General features: G+C 65.9%; 19 protein-coding genes and 2 pseudogenes. 12 read left to right on the forward strand and 9 right to left on the reverse strand.

What is annotated here, in order from left to right; all coding sequences use genetic code 11:
* Window positions 1-3 precede the first annotated feature (3 nt).
* On the forward strand, window positions 4-2,151 hold the full coding sequence (locus tag MMF98_RS09900; RefSeq protein ID WP_243306110.1) for a 3-hydroxyacyl-CoA dehydrogenase NAD-binding domain-containing protein: 2,148 nt from the start codon (window positions 4-6) through the stop codon (window positions 2,149-2,151).
* Window positions 2,152-2,191: 40 nt separating this feature from the next.
* Here the strand turns inward: MMF98_RS09900 and MMF98_RS09905 are convergent, their stop codons facing one another.
* Both MMF98_RS09905 and MMF98_RS09910 read right to left on the reverse strand, forming a co-directional pair.
* On the reverse strand, window positions 2,192-2,680 hold the full coding sequence (locus MMF98_RS09905; RefSeq protein WP_243306111.1) for a Spy/CpxP family protein refolding chaperone: 489 nt from the start codon (window positions 2,678-2,680) through the stop codon (window positions 2,192-2,194).
* Between the two features lie 147 nt (window positions 2,681-2,827).
* Entirely contained in the window at window positions 2,828-3,664 is an 837-nt protein-coding gene (locus tag MMF98_RS09910; RefSeq protein ID WP_243306112.1) for an AraC family transcriptional regulator, read from the reverse strand.
* Window positions 3,665-3,716: 52 nt separating this feature from the next.
* Here MMF98_RS09910 and MMF98_RS09915 point away from each other — a divergent pair, with 52 nt between their 5' ends.
* The 9 genes from MMF98_RS09915 (at window position 3,717) to MMF98_RS09955 (ending at window position 10,425) form a co-directional block, all read left to right on the forward strand.
* Window positions 3,717-4,271 (forward strand): GNAT family N-acetyltransferase, encoded by a 555-nt coding sequence (locus MMF98_RS09915; protein ID WP_243306113.1) that lies wholly within the window; start codon window positions 3,717-3,719, stop codon window positions 4,269-4,271.
* Window positions 4,272-4,347: 76 nt separating this feature from the next.
* Window positions 4,348-5,280, forward strand: coding sequence for a bifunctional helix-turn-helix transcriptional regulator/GNAT family N-acetyltransferase (locus MMF98_RS09920; protein ID WP_423837586.1), 933 nt, complete (start codon window positions 4,348-4,350; stop codon window positions 5,278-5,280).
* Window positions 5,281-5,305: 25 nt separating this feature from the next.
* Entirely contained in the window at window positions 5,306-6,229 is a 924-nt protein-coding gene (locus tag MMF98_RS09925) for a DMT family transporter (protein WP_243306115.1), read from the forward strand.
* Window positions 6,230-6,264: 35 nt separating this feature from the next.
* The gene (locus MMF98_RS09930) at window positions 6,265-6,729 is read left to right on the forward strand and encodes a GyrI-like domain-containing protein (RefSeq protein WP_243306116.1); all 465 of its coding nucleotides are present in this window, start codon (window positions 6,265-6,267) and stop codon (window positions 6,727-6,729) included.
* A complete protein-coding gene (locus tag MMF98_RS09935; protein WP_243306117.1) occupies window positions 6,726-7,580 on the forward strand; it encodes an AraC family transcriptional regulator in 855 nt (284 codons plus the stop codon). Before MMF98_RS09930 ends, MMF98_RS09935 begins: the two co-directional genes overlap by 4 nt.
* Window positions 7,581-7,634: 54 nt before the next feature.
* On the forward strand, window positions 7,635-8,231 hold the full coding sequence (locus tag MMF98_RS09940) for a chromate transporter (RefSeq protein WP_243306118.1): 597 nt from the start codon (window positions 7,635-7,637) through the stop codon (window positions 8,229-8,231).
* Window positions 8,232-8,292: 61 nt separating this feature from the next.
* Window positions 8,293-8,865 carry a chromate transporter gene (locus MMF98_RS09945; protein ID WP_243306119.1) on the forward strand — a complete coding sequence of 191 codons (573 nt, stop codon included), beginning with the start codon at window positions 8,293-8,295 and terminating at the stop codon, window positions 8,863-8,865.
* Between the two features lie 49 nt (window positions 8,866-8,914).
* Window positions 8,915-9,382, forward strand: coding sequence for a DUF3237 domain-containing protein (locus MMF98_RS09950; RefSeq protein WP_243306120.1), 468 nt, complete (start codon window positions 8,915-8,917; stop codon window positions 9,380-9,382).
* A 92-nt stretch (window positions 9,383-9,474) separates the two neighbouring features.
* A complete protein-coding gene (locus MMF98_RS09955; protein ID WP_243306121.1) occupies window positions 9,475-10,425 on the forward strand; it encodes an aldo/keto reductase in 951 nt (316 codons plus the stop codon).
* A 21-nt stretch (window positions 10,426-10,446) separates the two neighbouring features.
* Here MMF98_RS09955 and MMF98_RS09960 read toward each other — a convergent pair.
* Window positions 10,447-10,650 (reverse strand): annotated as a pseudogene (locus MMF98_RS09960) (NAD-dependent deacylase); the annotation flags it as partial.
* Between the two features lie 97 nt (window positions 10,651-10,747).
* Here MMF98_RS09960 and MMF98_RS09965 point away from each other — a divergent pair.
* Window positions 10,748-11,194 (forward strand): annotated as a pseudogene (locus MMF98_RS09965) (transposase); the annotation flags it as partial.
* Window positions 11,195-11,614: 420 nt separating this feature from the next.
* On the opposite strand, the gene MMF98_RS09970 reads toward MMF98_RS09965, so the two are convergent.
* The 5 genes from MMF98_RS09970 to MMF98_RS09990 form a co-directional block, all read right to left on the reverse strand.
* Entirely contained in the window at window positions 11,615-11,932 is a 318-nt protein-coding gene (locus MMF98_RS09970; RefSeq protein ID WP_243306122.1) for a hypothetical protein, read from the reverse strand.
* A 227-nt stretch (window positions 11,933-12,159) separates the two neighbouring features.
* Complete coding sequence (locus MMF98_RS09975; protein ID WP_243306123.1) at window positions 12,160-12,666, reverse strand: hypothetical protein; 507 nt, start codon at window positions 12,664-12,666, stop codon at window positions 12,160-12,162.
* 31 nt (window positions 12,667-12,697) lie between these two features.
* Window positions 12,698-12,898, reverse strand: coding sequence for a hypothetical protein (locus MMF98_RS09980; protein WP_243306124.1), 201 nt, complete (start codon window positions 12,896-12,898; stop codon window positions 12,698-12,700).
* Window positions 12,899-13,139: 241 nt separating this feature from the next.
* Window positions 13,140-13,376: a hypothetical protein gene (locus tag MMF98_RS09985; protein ID WP_243306125.1), complete on the reverse strand. Its 237-nt coding sequence runs from the start codon at window positions 13,374-13,376 to the stop codon at window positions 13,140-13,142.
* Window positions 13,377-13,382: 6 nt separating this feature from the next.
* Window positions 13,383-13,715, reverse strand: coding sequence for a hypothetical protein (locus tag MMF98_RS09990; protein WP_243306126.1), 333 nt, complete (start codon window positions 13,713-13,715; stop codon window positions 13,383-13,385).
* A 155-nt stretch (window positions 13,716-13,870) separates the two neighbouring features.
* Between MMF98_RS09990 and MMF98_RS09995 the strand changes: the two genes are divergently transcribed.
* Window positions 13,871-14,032 carry a hypothetical protein gene (locus tag MMF98_RS09995; RefSeq protein WP_243306127.1) on the forward strand — a complete coding sequence of 54 codons (162 nt, stop codon included), beginning with the start codon at window positions 13,871-13,873 and terminating at the stop codon, window positions 14,030-14,032.
* A gap of 196 nt (window positions 14,033-14,228) precedes the next feature.
* Here MMF98_RS09995 and rlmB read toward each other — a convergent pair whose 3' ends face one another.
* A complete protein-coding gene (rlmB, locus tag MMF98_RS10000) occupies window positions 14,229-14,963 on the reverse strand; it encodes a 23S rRNA (guanosine(2251)-2'-O)-methyltransferase RlmB (RefSeq protein ID WP_243306128.1) in 735 nt (244 codons plus the stop codon).
* Window positions 14,964-15,216: the final 253 nt, after the last annotated feature.

The following is a 15,216-nucleotide window of genomic DNA, read 5'->3' on the forward strand; positions in this document are numbered from 1 at the left end:
CTCATGAAAACCATTCGATACGAACTCGCCGACGGCATCGCCACCCTCACCTTCGACGAGCCCGGCTCGCCGGTCAACACCATGTGCGAACAATGGCAACACGACCTGACCGAGGCCACCGCCCAGGTGGTGAAGGACAAGGCCGCCATCAAGGGCATCATCCTGGCCTCGGCCAAGAGCACCTTCTTCGCGGGCGCCGACCTCAAGGGCACGATGCGCCTCAAGCCCGAGGACGCGCCGCGCGTGTTCGCCGAGATCGAGCAGACCAAGAAGAACTTCCGCACGCTGGAGACGCTGGGCCAACCGGTGGTGAGCTGCATCAACGGCGCGGCCCTGGGCGGCGGCTGGGAGGTGGCGCTGGTGGGCCACTACCGCATCGCGCTGGACAACCCCAGGATCCAGCTCGGCCTGCCCGAGCTGACGCTGGGCCTGATCCCCGGCGCCAGCGGCATCACCAAGATGACGCGGCTGCTGGGCCTGATGGGCGCGCAGCCCTACATCCTCGAGAGCAAGCTGTTCGGCCCGCGCGAGGCGCTGGAGCTGCAGCTCGTGCACGAGCTGGTGGGCGACCCCGCCAAGCTGCGCGAGGCGGCGCTGGCCTTCATCGCCGCCCACCCCACGGCCCACCACCCCTGGGACGACAAGAACTACAAGATGCCCGGCGGCACGCCCAGCAACCCCAAGATCGCCGCGGCCCTGAGCGTGGCGCCGGCCATGCTCAAGCAGAAAACGCGCGGCCTCTACCCCGCGCCCGAGTACGCGCTGGCCGCCATGGTGGAAGGCGCGCAGGTGGACTTCGACACCGCGCTTCGCATCGAGAGCCGCTATCTGGCCAAGCTGATCGTGAGCCCGGTGGCGAAGAACATGATCAACACGTTCTTCTTCAACATGAACGCGATCAAGAGCGGCCAGAGCCGGCCGAAGGACGTGCCGCGCTACAAGCCGGCGAAGGTCGGCATCCTCGGCGCCGGCATGATGGGCGCGGGCATCGCCTATGCCCAGGCCAGCCGCGGCATCGCCACCGTGCTCAAGGACGTGAGCCTGGACAAGGCCGAGCACGGCAAGGCCTACAGCGCCAAGCTCACGCAGCCGCGCGTCGAGAAAGGCCGCCTGAGCCCGCACGACCAGCAGGCGCTGCTGGACCGCATCACCCCCACCGAGCGGGCCGACGACCTGAAAGGCTGCGACCTCATCATCGAAGCCGTGTTCGAGCAGCGCGAGCTCAAGGCGCGCGTGACAAAGGAGGCCGAGCCGCAGCTCGCGCCGGGCGGCTTCTTCGCCAGCAACACCTCCACCCTGCCCATCAGCGGCCTGGCCCAGGCCAGCGCGCATGCGGACAAGTTCATCGGCATCCACTTCTTCAGCCCGGTGGACAAGATGAAGCTGGTGGAGATCATCCGCGGCAAGGCCACCGATGACGAGACCGTGGCGCGCGCCTTCGACTACGTGCAGGCGCTGGGCAAGATCCCGATCGTGGTGAACGACTCACGCGGCTTCTACACCAGCCGCACTTTCGGCACCTTCGTGATGGAGGGCGCGGCCATGCTGGGTGAAGGCATCCCGGCCAGCGTGATCGAGAACGCGGGCCTGCAGGCCGGCATGCCCGTGGGGCCGCTGGCGGTGCTGGACGAGACCGCGCTCTCCCTCAGCGTGCACGTGCTCGACCAGACCCGCGCCGACTACCGCGCCGAGGGCAATACCTACATTGCCACGCCCGGCGAGCTCCTGGTGGAACGCATGGTCAAGGAGTTCGACCGCAACGGCCGCGCCGCCGGCGGCGGCTTCTACGACTACCCTGCCGAGAAGGGCGCGAAGAAAAGCCTGTGGCCGCAGCTCAAGCCGCTGTTCGAGAAGCCCGGCGCCGCCTGGGACATGCAGGAGCTGAAGGACCGCCTGCTGTACCGCCAGGCCATCGAAACCGCGCGCTGCCTAGCCGAAGGCGTTCTGACCACGGTGCACGACGCCAACATCGGTTCGATCTTCGGCATCGGCTTCCCGGCCTGGACCGGCGGCGCCCTGCAGTTCATCTACGGCACGGGCATCGACGCCTTCTTCCACCGCGCCGAGGTGCTGGCCGCCCAGTACGGCCCGGGCTTCGCGCTGATGCCGCCGGTGAAGGACGCGATCCGCCAGCACCAGCCGGTGTACTGAGCCCTAGCAGCTGCCCTTGCTTCGCCCGCTTCACGGGAGATCAGGGGATCACGGGCGGCAGGTACTGGTCGGCCGTGCGCTGCTGCTCGGGCGTGAGCTGGGCATAGAGCTTCTTCGCGGCGTCGGCCAGGTCTTCCATCAGCGCATAGCGGTTCTGCGTCTCGCTCAGGCGCAGTTGCACAGCCTGCAGCGCCGACTGTTCGGCCACGGCCGAGGTGCGGCGCCCGTTCGCGGCTTCGTTCGCCCAGGCCAGGGTGCGTGCATAGAACGACTCCCAGGCCGGCGCCTGCTCGGGCGTGATCAGCAGGCGCATGCGCAGGTCGTAGAGCTTGTCCACCGTCTGCTGCGCGCGCGAGCCCGGTGCGGCTGAGGCATCGGACGGGCGCGCCGAGCTGCTCGTGTCGGCGGAGCGCCCGCGCCGCCCGCCCATCCCTCCCATACCACTGCTGAACTGGGCCAGCACCTGGCTGGCGCACAGAGCCAGCGTGGCGGCGACGAACAGGGGGCGGGTGGAACGAGGCGTGGTCATGGGCGGTCGGTCAGAGTTGGAAACTGGAGCGGAAGTCTGGCACCGAAACACCCGGACCGCGGCAACTTTGCCTGCGCTTACATCGCTTCACACGGCGTGTGGTGCGGAGCCGCCTCCACCACACTTGTGTGAAGGCGCCGGCCGCACTCAGGCCTGCATCTGCCGCAGCCAGGCGCCGGGCGACAGGCCCACGCTGCCCTTGAAGCGCCGGCTGAAATGGCTCTGGTCGGCAAAGCCGCAGGCCAGCGCCACCTCGGCCAGCGGCCGGCCCGAGCGCATCGCCTCCTGCGCGCGGCGGATGCGCACCGCGTTCAGGTACAGGTGCGGAGGCACGCCGAACTGGCGCGCGAACGCCCGCGTGAGGTGAACGCGCGACAGCCCGGCCTCCCGCGCCAGGGCGTCCACCGTGAGGTCCTCGTCGAAATGCGCGCACAGGTAGTCGCGGACGCGGTTCATGCGGGCGCTGCCGGCCGCTCGCCCGCCCGGCGGCGCTGGCCGTTCGCCATGGCGCTGCAGCAGGCGCGTCAGCGCCGTGCGCGTGAGCTCCTGCGCCCGCAGCGACTCCTGGGCCTGCCCCATGGCGCCGATGGCCCGGTACAGCGCGCGGCCCATCTCCGCATCGCGCACCAGCGGCGTGGCGAAATGCACGGCGGCGTCGATGCCGGCCTCGCGGTCGCGGCACTCGTCCATCACCTGCTGTGGCACGTAGAGCATGGCGTAGCCGAACCCCTCGCGCGTGCCGCGCCGGCCGTCGTGCGCCTCATCGGGGTTGAACAGAATGATGTCGCCGCGCAGGCTGGCATGCTGGCTGCCGCCGCAATGAAAGGTCTGCACGCCCGAGAGGGTGAGGCCGACCGAATAGGTTTCGTGGCTGTGGCGCTCGAACGCGTGCTCGGTGAAATGCGCATTCATCAGGGTTATGCCGTCCAGCGCCCCGGGCCGGAAACGGGCCCAGTCCTGTGGGGTGGAGACAGCGCTGCGCATGATGAAACAATCGTACAAGACGGCCGGCCGCCGCACAACGAGACTGGCAGGCATGAACACCGCTTCCCCGCCCGAACTCGTTCCCGTCGGCGACGCCGCCACCCGCGATGCCGCCCGCCGGCTGATCGCCGACTACCTGGCCTGGGTCGCCGCCGAGGCTCGCACGCATTACGGCCTGAGCTTCGACACCGAGGCCATGCTCGCCTCCGACCTCGGCGACCCCACCAAGTTCTACCCGCCCAACGGCCGTTTCTACCTGGTGCGCCATGCCGGCCGGTACGTCGGCGTCGGCTGCCTGAAGCGGCTGCCGGATCCATCGACGGGCGCGACGGCGGAACTGCAGCGCATGTACGTCGAACCGGCGGCGCGCGGCCTCGGCGCCGGCCGTCTGCTGGTGCAGCGGCTGCTGGCCGATGCCCGCGCCATGGGCTGCCGCCAGGCCAAGCTGGAAAGCCTGAAATGCCTCTCGGCCGCGCACGGGCTCTACCGGTCCGCCGGCTTCACCGAAGTCCAGCCTTATGCCGGCAACAGCATGCAGGACTACCAGGCCGGGAGTGCCGCCGCCACCTACCGTGCCAGCGCGGTTTTCATGGAGCTGGATCTATGAGCGCCTGCCAATGGCGGCGCGGCAGACTTCTGGCAATTTATTGACCAAGGCAATCAATTGACTGACAATGTCATTGATGAAGGTATCTCCCACTCCCGCCCAGGCCGAGGCCATCCGCGATTTCAACCGCTTCTATACCCAGCGCATCGGCGTGCTGGACCCCTACCTCGGCAGCGAGTTCTCGCTGACCGAGGTGCGCGTGCTGTACGAGCTGGCCCACCGCGACCAGCCCACGGCCAGCGAGCTGGGCCGCGACCTGGCGCTGGATGCCGGCTACCTGAGCCGCATCCTGCGGCGCTTCGAGTCGCGCGGCTGGCTGGCGCGCGCGCCCTCGCCCGCCGACGCGCGGCAAAGCCTGCTGCAGTTCACCGACGCCGGGCGCCGGACCTTCGAGCCGCTGCAGCAGAAGTCGCGCGACGAAGCCGCCGCGCTGCTGGCGCCGCTGTCTGGCCGGCAGCAGCGCGAGCTGGTCGAGGCCATGGCCACGATGCAGCGCCTGCTCGACCCGGCCCCACCCACCGCCGCCACGCGCACCGTGATCCTGCGCGAGCCGCAGCCCGGCGACATCGGCTGGGTGGTGCAGCAGCATGGCGAGATCTATGCGCGCGAATACGGCTGGAACAGCGAATTCGAGGCGCTGGTGGCCGACATCGCCGGCAAATTCCTCAAGAACTTCCAGCCCGAGTGGGAAAAGGGCTGGATCGCCGAGCTCGACGGCGAGCGCGTGGGCGCGGTGTTCGTGGTGCGCGATTCGGCCACCGTGGCCCGGCTGCGCATGCTCATCCTCACGCCAGCCGCGCGCGGCCTGGGCCTGGGCGCGCGCCTGACCGACGAATGCCTGGCCTTCGCCCGCGGCAAGGGCTACCGCAAGATGGTGCTGTGGACCAACAGCTGCCTGGTGGCCGCCCGCGGCATCTACGCCAAGCGCGGCTTCCGGCTCACGAAAAGCGAGCCCTACCAGGGCTACGGCCAGCAGCTCGTGAGCGAGACCTGGGAGCTCAAGCTGTGATCCGCCCCCCGCGCCAGGCCCTCGCATGAGGCTGCCGCTGCTGGCGGCGGCCGTGGCCGGCGTGCAGGCCGGCGCGGCCATCGTGGCCTCGCGCTTCGTGGTGGCCGAGGTGCCGCCGCTCACGCTGGCGCTGCTGCGCTACGCCATCGGCCTGCTCTGCCTGCTGCCCTTTGTTTTCAAGCCTTTTGCGGCGCAGGTCCAGGCGCTGCGGTCACAACATGCTTCCAAAACCATAGCAAGCGACCTGGCCGCGATGGCGGCGCTGGGCATCGGCCAGTTCGCGTTGCTGATCGCGCTGCTCAACTGGGGCCTGCTGCACATCGGCGCGGCCCAGGCGGCGCTGGTGTTCAGCCTGTTCCCGCTGCTCACGCTGCTGCTGTCGGCCGCGCTCGGGCGTGAGCGCCTCTCGCCGGCGCTGCTGGGCGGGGTGCTGCTGTCCATTGCGGGCGTGGCGCTGACCCTGTCGCCCAAGCTCGGCGCGGCCCGCACCGGCCACTGGTGGGGCGAGCTCGCGGTGCTGGCCAGCGCCGGCGTGGGCGCGGTCTGCAGCGTGCTCTACCGCCCGTACCTGCGGCGCTACCCGACCTTGCCGGTGTCGGCCTTCGCGATGCTGGCTTCGGTGCTGTTCCTCGCGCTGCTGGCCCTGCCCGAGGGCTGGCCGGCGCGCGTCGTGGCGCTGCGCGCCGGCACCTGGGGCGCCGTGGCCTTCATCGGCCTGTCCAGCGGCGTGGGCTACGCCGCCTGGCTGTATGCGCTCAAGCACGAGGCGCCGACGCGGGTGACCGTGTTCCTCGCGCTCAGTCCGATTACGGCGGCGCTATTGGGCTGGGCCTGGCTCGGCGAGCCGCTACAGGCCAGCAGCATCACCGCGCTGGCACTGACGGCCGCCGGCCTGCGGCTGGCCACGCGGCCGCCAAGTGCGCAAGAATTGTCAGGCCGGGCGCCGTAGATTCGCTCCTGTCATTCACCCCCACAGGAGCCCTCATGAAGATCGTCCACCAGGAACAAGCCATCCACATCGTCGGCATCGAGTTGCGCACCACCAACCAGGAGGCGTTCGAGACCATCCCGCGCCACTGGCAGCGCTTCGGCGAGGAAGGCGTGCTCGCGCGCATTCCGGGCAAGCTGTCGGACGAGGTCTATGCCGTGTACACGAATTTCGAGAACGCCGGCCGCAACAACGAGGGCCTGTACTCCCTCATCATCGGTGCGCGCGTGCCACCCGGCTCGCCCTTGCCCAAGGGCCTGGCCCCGGCCGTGGCGCCGGCCGGGCCGCGCGCGGTGTTCCCGGTCGAGAAAGGCCGCGTCGATCTCGTCGGCGCGGCCTGGCAGGCCATCTGGGCGCGCCATGATCTGAAGAAGACCTACCTCGCCGACTACGAGCGCTATGGCGCCGACGGCACCATCGACATCTTCATCGGCATCGCCAGGGAGCCCCTGCCCGCATGAACCCCCGCCATGGCTGGACCGACTACCAGGAGCGGCTGGGCCGCGTGACGGCCTACATCCACGACCACCTGGCCGAAGAGCTCGACCTGCCCCGCCTGGCCGAGGTGGCGCACCTCTCGCCCTACCACTGGCACCGCATCTACCACGCGCTGCACGGCGAGACCATCGCAGCCACGGTGCGGCGGCTGCGCCTGCACCGCGGCTCGGGCTATCTCGCCAACACGGCCCTGCCGGTGGAGCAGGTGGCGCGCCAGTGCGGCTACCCCAACGCACAGTCGTTCACGCGGGCCTTCCGCACGGCCTACGGCATGAGCCCCAGCCAGTACCGCACGCAGGGCAGCCACACGGTGTTCCGCGTCGGGCAGGCGCAGCCGGCGGCGGCCGGTTATGAGGTCGCCATCCGCGAGGTGCCGGTACTGCCACTGGCGGGCGTCGGCCACCGAGGCTCCTACATGCTCATCGGCCGGGCCTTCGAGACCGCCTTCACGCGGCTGGCGGCCCAGGGCCTGTTGCGCAAGGAAACGCGCTGGCTGGCGGTCTACGACGACGACCCGTTCGCCGTGCCCGAGGCGCAGTTGAGTTCGCGCGCCGGCCTGACGCTGCCGCCCGGCGCCTTGGCGCAGCCACCGCTGGTGCCGTTCGAGCTGGGCGGCGGCCGCTGCGCCGTGCTGCGCCACCGCGGCCCCTATGCCACCATGCGCGCCGCCTACCAGTGGCTGTATGGCGAATGGCTGCTGCACTCGGGCCACCAGCTGGCGGACCGGCCGGTGTTCGAGGAGTACCTGAACAACCCGCGCGACACGGCGCCGGCCGACCTGCTCAGCGACATCTACCTGCCCCTGGCCGGCTGACGGGCACCGCGCGGCGGCCAGCGCGCCGGCGGGCCGGGCGCGATAATCCCGCGCATGAGTTCATTGCCTCAGGGGGCCGCTGCCACCCCCGCCGAGCCCCGCGCACAGCCCCAGTCCCTCACCGACCTGTTCGTCTCGTTCACCCTGCTGGCCCTGCAGGGCTTCGGCGGCGTGCTGGCCGTGGTGCAGCGCGAGCTGGTGGAGAAGAAGCGCTGGATGACGCGCGAGGAGTTCGTCGAGGAATGGGCCGTGGCCCAGATCATGCCCGGCCCCAACGTGGTGAATCTCGCGCTGATGATCGGCGACCGCTACTTCGGCCTGCGCGGCGCGCTGGCGGCGCTGGCCGGCATCATGGCAGCGCCCACCTTCGTGGTGTTCGGGCTGGTGCTGCTCTACTCGCAGTACGCCGGCAGCCCCATGGTGGCCGGCGCGCTGCGCGGCATGGGCGCGGTGGCGGCGGGGCTGATCGCGGCCACCGGCTTCAAGCTGTTCGGCGCCCTGCGCAAGCACCCGCTGGGCGTGCCCGTGTGCCTGTTCTTCGGCGCCTTGTGCTTCGTGGCTGTGGCACTGCTGCGCCTGCCGCTGGTGTATGTGCTGCTGGTGCTCGGCGGCCTGTGCTGCGTGCTCACCTACCGCAGGCTGGCTCCATGAGCCCCCGCCCGGCCGCTCCGAAGGGGGCTCGCACCGCAGTGCGCAGCACGGAGGTCGCCCCATGAGCATCACGCTGAGCGGCGCCGACTGGCTGCACCTGTTCCTGCATTACGTCTCGCTGTCGCTGCTGGCCGTGGGCGGCGCCATCACCACCGCGCCCGACATGCACCGCTACCTGGTCGACCAGCAGCACTGGCTGACCGATGCGCAGTTCAGCGCCTCGATCGCCATCGCCCAGGCGGCGCCGGGGCCCAATGTGCTGTTCATCGCGCTGTTCGGCTGGCATGTGGGCCTGAATGCCGGCGGCCTGGGCACCGGGCTGCTGGGCATGGCCATGAGCCTGGTCGGCATCCTGCTGCCCAGCACCACCCTCACCTGGCTGGCCGCGCGCTGGGGCCAGCGCAACCGCGAGCTGCGCGCGGTGCGCGCCTTCAAGCAGGGCATGGCGCCGATCGTGGTCGCGCTGCTGGTGGCCACGAGCTGGATCCTCGCCACCGGCAACCAGGCCCGGCTGCAGGACTGGCCGCTATGGCTGCTCACCGCCGCAAGCGCCCTGCTGGTGTGGCGCACGCGCATCCACCTGCTGTGGCTGCTGGGCGCGGGCGCCCTGCTGGGGGCGCTGGGCTGGCTCTGAGCCGGCCGCGCCACTGCCCTTTCCCTTGTTGAAGACGGAGACACGCCCCATGGACGCTTCCCTGGACCCGCAGCTCAAGTATTTCGCCGACCTGTCGGTGCAGGTGGACCGGCCGCAGGAAGTCGGCCGCACCCCGCACGGGCTGCGCCGCCTGATCCCGATCACCGGCGGCGAGGCCCGGGGCCACGGCTGGCAGGCCCGCGTGCTGCCCGGCGGCGCCGATTTCCAGCTCATCGTGACCGAGCGCTTGGCCGAGCTGGATGCGCGCTACGTGCTCGAAACCGATGCCGGCGACCTGATCTACGTGCGCAACCACGCCGTGCGCAGCGGCCCGCCCGAGCTGATGGCCCGACTGGCGCGCGGCGAGCCGGTGGACCCGGCGCAGATCTACTTCCGCTGCAGCCCGAGCTTCGAAACCGCCTCCGCGGCCCTGGGCTGGATCAACGAGCGCCTGTTCGTGGGGGCCGGCGCGCGCCATCCCGACAAGGTGGTGATGCGCTTTCACGAGCTGGCCTGAACCCGCGCCGGGAAAACCCGATCGCGGCAGATGTTTTGCAGCGCGGCAACAATGGGGCCATCCCGCCACCCCTGGCCCCTGAGGAACACAGCATGAACCTGCGCCCGCTCGGCCGCTCCGGCCTCCAAGTCTCCCCGCTGGCCTTCGGCGGCAATGTGTTCGGCTGGACCATCGATGAAGCCACCTCGTTCTCGCTGCTCGATGCCTGGCTGGACGCCGGCTTCAACTTCATCGACACGGCCGACGTGTACTCGGTCTGGGTGCCCGGCCACACCGGCGGCGAGTCCGAAACCATCATCGGGAAATGGCTCGCGGCCGGCGGCCGGCGCGACCGCGTGGTGCTGGCCACCAAGGTCGGCAAGCCCATGGGGCCGGGCCAGCAGGGCCTGAAACCGGCCTACATCCGCCAGGCCGTGGAGGCTTCGCTGCGCCGCCTGCAGACCGACCACATCGACCTCTACCAGTCGCATGACGACGATGCCGAAACGCCGATGGAGGAAACGCTGGAGGCCTACGCCGGGCTCATCAAGGCCGGCAAGGTGCGCGCCATCGGCGCCTCCAACTTCACCGCGCCGCGGCTGGCGCTGGCGCTCGAAACCAGCCAGAAGCTCGGCCTGCCGCGCTACGAGAGCCTGCAGCCGCTGTACAACCTGTACGACCGTACCGGCTTCGAGAGCGAGCTGGCGCCGCTGTGCCTCAAGCACGAGGTCGGCGTGATCAACTTCTACGCGCTGGCCTCCGGCTTCCTCACCGGCAAGTACCGCAGCGCGGCCGATGCCGCCAAGAGCCCGCGCGGCAAGGGCACCGTGGCCAAGTACCTCAATGAGCGCGGCCTGCGCATCCTGGCGGAGCTGGACGAGGTGGCGGAGCGCTACGAAGTCAGCCCCGGCCAGGTGGCGCTGGCCTGGCAGATCGCGCGGCCCGGCATCACGGCGCCGATCGCCAGCGCCACCTCGCTGGCCCAGCTGGCCGAACTGGTGCGCGGCGCGCAGCTCCAGCTCGACCCGCTCGACATCGACCAGCTCAACCTGGCCAGCGACTGAGCAGCGGCCGCCGGGCCGGCCTCAGCCTTCGCGCAGCAGCGCCGGCAGCAGCTCGGCCGCCTTGCCGCGCAGCACGGCATGTGCCAGTTCGTCGAGTTCGGTGGCTTCGGGGTTGAGGACCACCACCCGGGCGCCGGCCGCGCGCGCGGTCTGCGCCAGCCCCGCCGCCGGGTACACCTGCCCCGCCGTGCCGACCACCAGCATCAGCTCGCAGGCCTCGGCCGCCTACATCACGTCTGACCCTGTCCCAGGATTTCGAACCGTTCGGTAACAGAACGACCGGCATGATAAAGGCCCGTTTTGGGCCAGGAGCCTGTCGTGAAGAAGAGGTAAGTTCACTGAGGATCAGATCGCCTTTGCGTTGAAGCAAGCGAAGCTGGGCACGAGCGTTGAGGAGGTTTGTCGCAAGATGGGCATCAGCGATGCCACCTTCTATGTGTGGCGCAAGAAGTACGGTGGCGTGAGCCCCTCGGAGCTGCGTCGGTTGCGCCAGCTCGAAGAGGAGAACCGCAAGCTCAAGCAGATCGCGGCCGATCTGAGCCTGGATAAAGGCCATGCTGCAGGCGGTCGTCGCAAAAAAACCTTGAGGCCTTCACAGCGTCGCGCGTTGGTGCCCGAATTGATGCGACGTTTCGGATGCAGCCAGCGCAATGCCTTGCGCTTGGTGAAGATGCCGGCTTCAACCTACTTGTACAAACCGGTCAGGAAGGACGAGTCTGCGCTGAAGATGCGGATCAAGGAGATCACCAACACGCGTGTGCACTACGGCTACGGAAAGAGCCAACCTTTCAAGAATTCTGTAATCTCGATGTAGCCTTGTGACGAGTGTTGGATTCAGTGATTCCGGTGGTGGCTCTTTAGGGCTTGACAAGCTCACCTGTCAGGGGATCGATCTTCGGTAGGTCTGCTATCGCTACAAATTTTCGCGATGGGCGGTACATTTCAAATGACCACAACTCTCCCTCGGGAAACATGCGAATACCGTTTTGCCATTCCGTCGCACGAGGGTCTTCCGGTTTGAAATCGCGACAAATCAGACACTCCTTGCCAACTTCCGGAGGAAGCCTCCTTTCATGTCTAACACACCACCGAATTTGATCGGGTGAAGAAGGTGCTCCGGGAGGCTCATTGCGCCGATAGTACGAGCAGGTAATGCATAGATAAAAGAACTCCATGTTTCCATTTATCCCTACACTTCAACCACTTCTCCGGTCTTGGGATCAACCTTCGGCAGCTCGGCAATAACGGCGAATTTTCTCGATGGGCGGTATAGCTCAAAGGTCCAGAGTTCACCTTCTGGAAATTTTGCTATGACGGATTGCCACTCAGTGGCACGGGGATCAGCGGGCTTGAACTCGCGGCAAATCAGACTTTCTTTTCCGACTTCTTTCGGTAATTCCCTATTGAAATTGACACACCACTCTTTCCAGCGTGCCGACATTGGGAGTTCCGGTGGAACATTGTGACGCACATGCAGACAGGTCGAACAGAAGTAAAAGAATTCCATGACTACTCCTACTTAATAACGCAGACGTTACCTATGCATCACTGCATCCCTATTGGCGTCGCATGTCTTCTCTTGCTCAGTGTCCCAGAGACGAGCACAGAACCTTGATTTAAAGTGAACTTGTAGGCGATCTTCCGAGGGTGCACTGCTCGCCTGAATGACACAATACAGCTCTTAGCATGCAAAGCAAACAGAAGGAATTTGCATGGCATCCTTGGCAAATACATTCAATTCGACAAAAACCTAAGAAACTCAAAAAAAATGTTCTTTTCGGTTAGTGTCGAAAACAAGACGGACGCTAACGGAAGCACGCCAAGCAGCCAGAAAGGCAGAACTATCAAAACACCTGGCCTCAACAAACCGGAATCAATGCGCGCTGTAAATCGGTTGAAACCAAAGCGTCGCGTAAGGACAGGGAAGCAATGGATAGTCAAGAAATTGCCCTGAAGAACAAGCAATTTCTTGATCTGTGACGCGGAGAGAGCACGCACCACTTCATATCCTGCATCGTGGCCTCCGCTGCCGAGTCTTGTCCGAACTCGATAAATTCCGACTCTTTCTAGATCACGAGACTTAGTAGGGTGAGTCAGGCCGGAAATCTCAACACTCTGAAGATTTACCTCTTGCCTCTCTCCCAGCATCAAGACCACAAATGACCAGAATGGACTAAGCGCAACGACCGAAAGAGGTCCGCATACCAACACAACGAAGCCGACAAGAATGAATTCAGGCATAGTATCTCCGCTGCTGTCGATACTGGAAAAATTAAATAAGCGAGATGACGGAGGCTGCAATTGGCAAAGCAAATCCGATGATCAACGCCATAAGCAAAATAGGTAGTCCTCCAATTAAGCCAGATGCAACCATCTGCCCAATCAAGTAGGTGGTTAGCACGCTTACCAAAACATTAATAGAAATCCATCCGAGTCTTTGGTCAAAAGTAAGCCCATCGTCGGTGGCAATCATCCCCACTTGAATACCCAACCCGGCCCATCCCAATCCCGCTGAAGCTTCGACGAGCTATTGTTACTACTTCAGTGCCTCGAAAAAGAAGAACTTCCTGGACAAAAGGGTGATTTTTCAAACTACTCATCCTCTTCGTTTCTCCTTTCTTGTGGTCATTTTTTTCTAAAAATTACCCCCCAAAAAAGAGCATCAATCAAAATAATAACTATTAGCCCTCCGAAAAAACAGCGCTTTTTCCATTTCATTCGCCTCCACCAGATTGACCATTTGAGTACGCCTTAGTAAATTTCGAATCTGTAAAGTTCCTCAGTCGTTGCGAGAAAAGCAGTGTCAGCGCAAGCACCGCTGCCGCCGCAACAAAGGCATGGAACGCTATCAAGATAAACATAGATGCAAATAGGACGGCACCGCTTAAGGAAAAAAGCGCCGCCAGATATCTAAACGTCGAAAAGAGGCCAAAATATTGCGGGAGATTCACATTATCTCAATCGATGAAAGCGGAAGTGACTATCGCAGCACCGATTGAATAGGCCGCCAGTCCAATCAGTCCAGATATTGCTAAGACCGAGGTCAACAGTATCGCAGCAATCAAAGCGAGGACCACAAAGCCATTCAATACGAGCCACCTCCCGTTTGCGCCGCCCTCAATCAGGTAGCCGCCCGCCCCAATAGCAGGATCAATGAGCGTGAACCCTGCTCCTGCCCACTCATCTTGTGTAATTAGAGCTTCATGGATTGTTACTTCGTAGCCGACGTCTAACGCCCGTTGGACTCGATTTTTGGTTGCTTCGCTGTGCGCCGACAGGCTAGCAGTCACAATATTCGAATTGTTAGCCGCCCAGGCTAGTATCTTTGATACCGGTCTGCGCAATCCGGTGCAGGTGCTAGGGCTGCGGATCGCCACCGGGCCTCACGGATGCGGTCGAGCGCCTGCTGCATGTGGCTAGCGCTCCTGCCTCCACTGCCTTGCTCATGAAGATGAACGCCGAAGAAACCGCTGCCATCGATTCACTGCACTTGGACAGCTCGGCCGGAATCTTTCCGGAATGGCTGGCGCGTTGCAGCGTGTGCATCACCTCGCTGCGACTGAGGGCGCGCCCCGCCTCCGAGCCAAGCGGCGAGCTCAAGAAGTAACCCACCGGATAAGTCGTGCGCAGCAGCTAGCCGACTTGCCCCCCTGCGCCGTAGCTCACCTGGCCGCGTGCGTCCGATCTGAAGCAGGTGAAGACTCGTACGGCACCGCACTGCCCGATGAGCGCAGGGGCTGCAATGCGCACCAGTTCGTTGTAGGCTTCCGCACCCGCCTGCAGCCAGCCGCGAACCTCGCCGCTCATGTGCGCTGGCGCAGGGCTTCGTACAGGCAGACGCCGCTGGCCACCGACACGTTGAGGCTCTCCACCGCGCCGGCCATCGGAATGCTCACCAGTTCGTCGCAGGTCTTGCGCGTGAGCTGGCGCATGCCGTCGCCCTCGGCGCCGAGCACCAGCGCGACCGGGCCTTTCAGGTCCACCTGGTAGAGCGTCCTGGGCGCGTCGTCGCTGGTGCCGATGCACCAGATGTTGCGCTCCTTGAGCTCGCCCAGCGTGCGCGCGAGGTTGGTCACCATGAAGTACGGCACCGTCTCGGCCGCGCCGCTGGCCACTTTGGCCACGGTGGCGTTGATGCCCACCGCGTGGTCCTTGGGCGCGATCACGGCATGCGCGCCGGCGCCGTCGGCCACGCGCAGGCAGGCGCCCAGGTTGTGGGGGTCGGTCACGCCGTCGAGCACCAGCAGCAGCGGCGGCCCGGCGAGCTGGTCCAGCAGGTCGTCCAGCGACTTCACCTGCGCCACCGCCTCCACCCGCGCGGCCACGCCCTGGTGGCCATGGCTGCCGGCCAGCTTGGACAGGCGCAGGCCGTCGGCCTCGATCAGGCGCGCGCCGGCCTCCTTGGCGCGCTCGATGAACTGCCGCATGCGCGCGTCGCGGCGCGTCGGCTCGTAGTAGATCTCGATGATGGATTGCGGCGCGGTCTTCAGGCGCACGCCCACGGCATGGAAGCCGAACAGGACTTTGGGGGAGGACATGCCATGATTATCCGCGCTGGCCCAGGGTCAAACCGCACAGCTCCGGCGTTAAAAATGCCCTGCACGGCGGCAATGGGCTCTCTAGAATGGGCAGCTCTTGATGAGAGCGAAGGATCGTGCGTGAGCTTGAGTTTCCAGTTCAACCGGGTGCCGGCCACCCTGCTGCCGGCCGGCTCCGTGCCCGGGCCGGGCGCCTGAGCCGCCCCGGCCTTGCCGCCTTCGCCTGCTCCATGACATCCGCGGGATCCCCGTT

The organism is Variovorax terrae (assembly GCF_022809125.1).
Lineage (GTDB): Bacteria > Pseudomonadota > Gammaproteobacteria > Burkholderiales > Burkholderiaceae_C > Variovorax_A > Variovorax_A terrae.

Excerpts from the sequence above, each read along its gene's own strand:
- MMF98_RS09920 (WP_423837586.1), top strand. The coding sequence starts at position 4,348 with ATGAAGGTATCTCCCACTCCCGCCCAGGCCGAGGCCATCCGCGATTTC.
- MMF98_RS09955 (WP_243306121.1), top strand. The coding sequence starts at position 9,475 with ATGAACCTGCGCCCGCTCGGCCGCTCCGGCCTCCAAGTCTCCCCGCTG.
- MMF98_RS09935 (WP_243306117.1), top strand. The coding sequence starts at position 6,726 with ATGAACCCCCGCCATGGCTGGACCGACTACCAGGAGCGGCTGGGCCGC.
- MMF98_RS09915 (WP_243306113.1), top strand. The coding sequence starts at position 3,717 with ATGAACACCGCTTCCCCGCCCGAACTCGTTCCCGTCGGCGACGCCGCC.
- MMF98_RS09995 (WP_243306127.1), top strand. The coding sequence starts at position 13,871 with ATGAAGATGAACGCCGAAGAAACCGCTGCCATCGATTCACTGCACTTG.
- MMF98_RS09970 (WP_243306122.1), bottom strand. The coding sequence starts at position 11,932 with ATGGAATTCTTTTACTTCTGTTCGACCTGTCTGCATGTGCGTCACAAT.
- MMF98_RS09900 (WP_243306110.1), top strand. The coding sequence starts at position 4 with ATGAAAACCATTCGATACGAACTCGCCGACGGCATCGCCACCCTCACC.
- MMF98_RS09980 (WP_243306124.1), bottom strand. The coding sequence starts at position 12,898 with ATGATTGCCACCGACGATGGGCTTACTTTTGACCAAAGACTCGGATGG.
- MMF98_RS09945 (WP_243306119.1), top strand. The coding sequence starts at position 8,293 with ATGAGCATCACGCTGAGCGGCGCCGACTGGCTGCACCTGTTCCTGCAT.
- rlmB (WP_243306128.1), bottom strand. The coding sequence starts at position 14,963 with ATGTCCTCCCCCAAAGTCCTGTTCGGCTTCCATGCCGTGGGCGTGCGC.
- MMF98_RS09950 (WP_243306120.1), top strand. The coding sequence starts at position 8,915 with ATGGACGCTTCCCTGGACCCGCAGCTCAAGTATTTCGCCGACCTGTCG.
- MMF98_RS09975 (WP_243306123.1), bottom strand. The coding sequence starts at position 12,666 with ATGCCTGAATTCATTCTTGTCGGCTTCGTTGTGTTGGTATGCGGACCT.
- MMF98_RS09940 (WP_243306118.1), top strand. The coding sequence starts at position 7,635 with ATGAGTTCATTGCCTCAGGGGGCCGCTGCCACCCCCGCCGAGCCCCGC.
- MMF98_RS09930 (WP_243306116.1), top strand. The coding sequence starts at position 6,265 with ATGAAGATCGTCCACCAGGAACAAGCCATCCACATCGTCGGCATCGAG.
- MMF98_RS09905 (WP_243306111.1), bottom strand. The coding sequence starts at position 2,680 with ATGACCACGCCTCGTTCCACCCGCCCCCTGTTCGTCGCCGCCACGCTG.
- MMF98_RS09910 (WP_243306112.1), bottom strand. The coding sequence starts at position 3,664 with ATGCGCAGCGCTGTCTCCACCCCACAGGACTGGGCCCGTTTCCGGCCC.
- MMF98_RS09925 (WP_243306115.1), top strand. The coding sequence starts at position 5,306 with ATGAGGCTGCCGCTGCTGGCGGCGGCCGTGGCCGGCGTGCAGGCCGGC.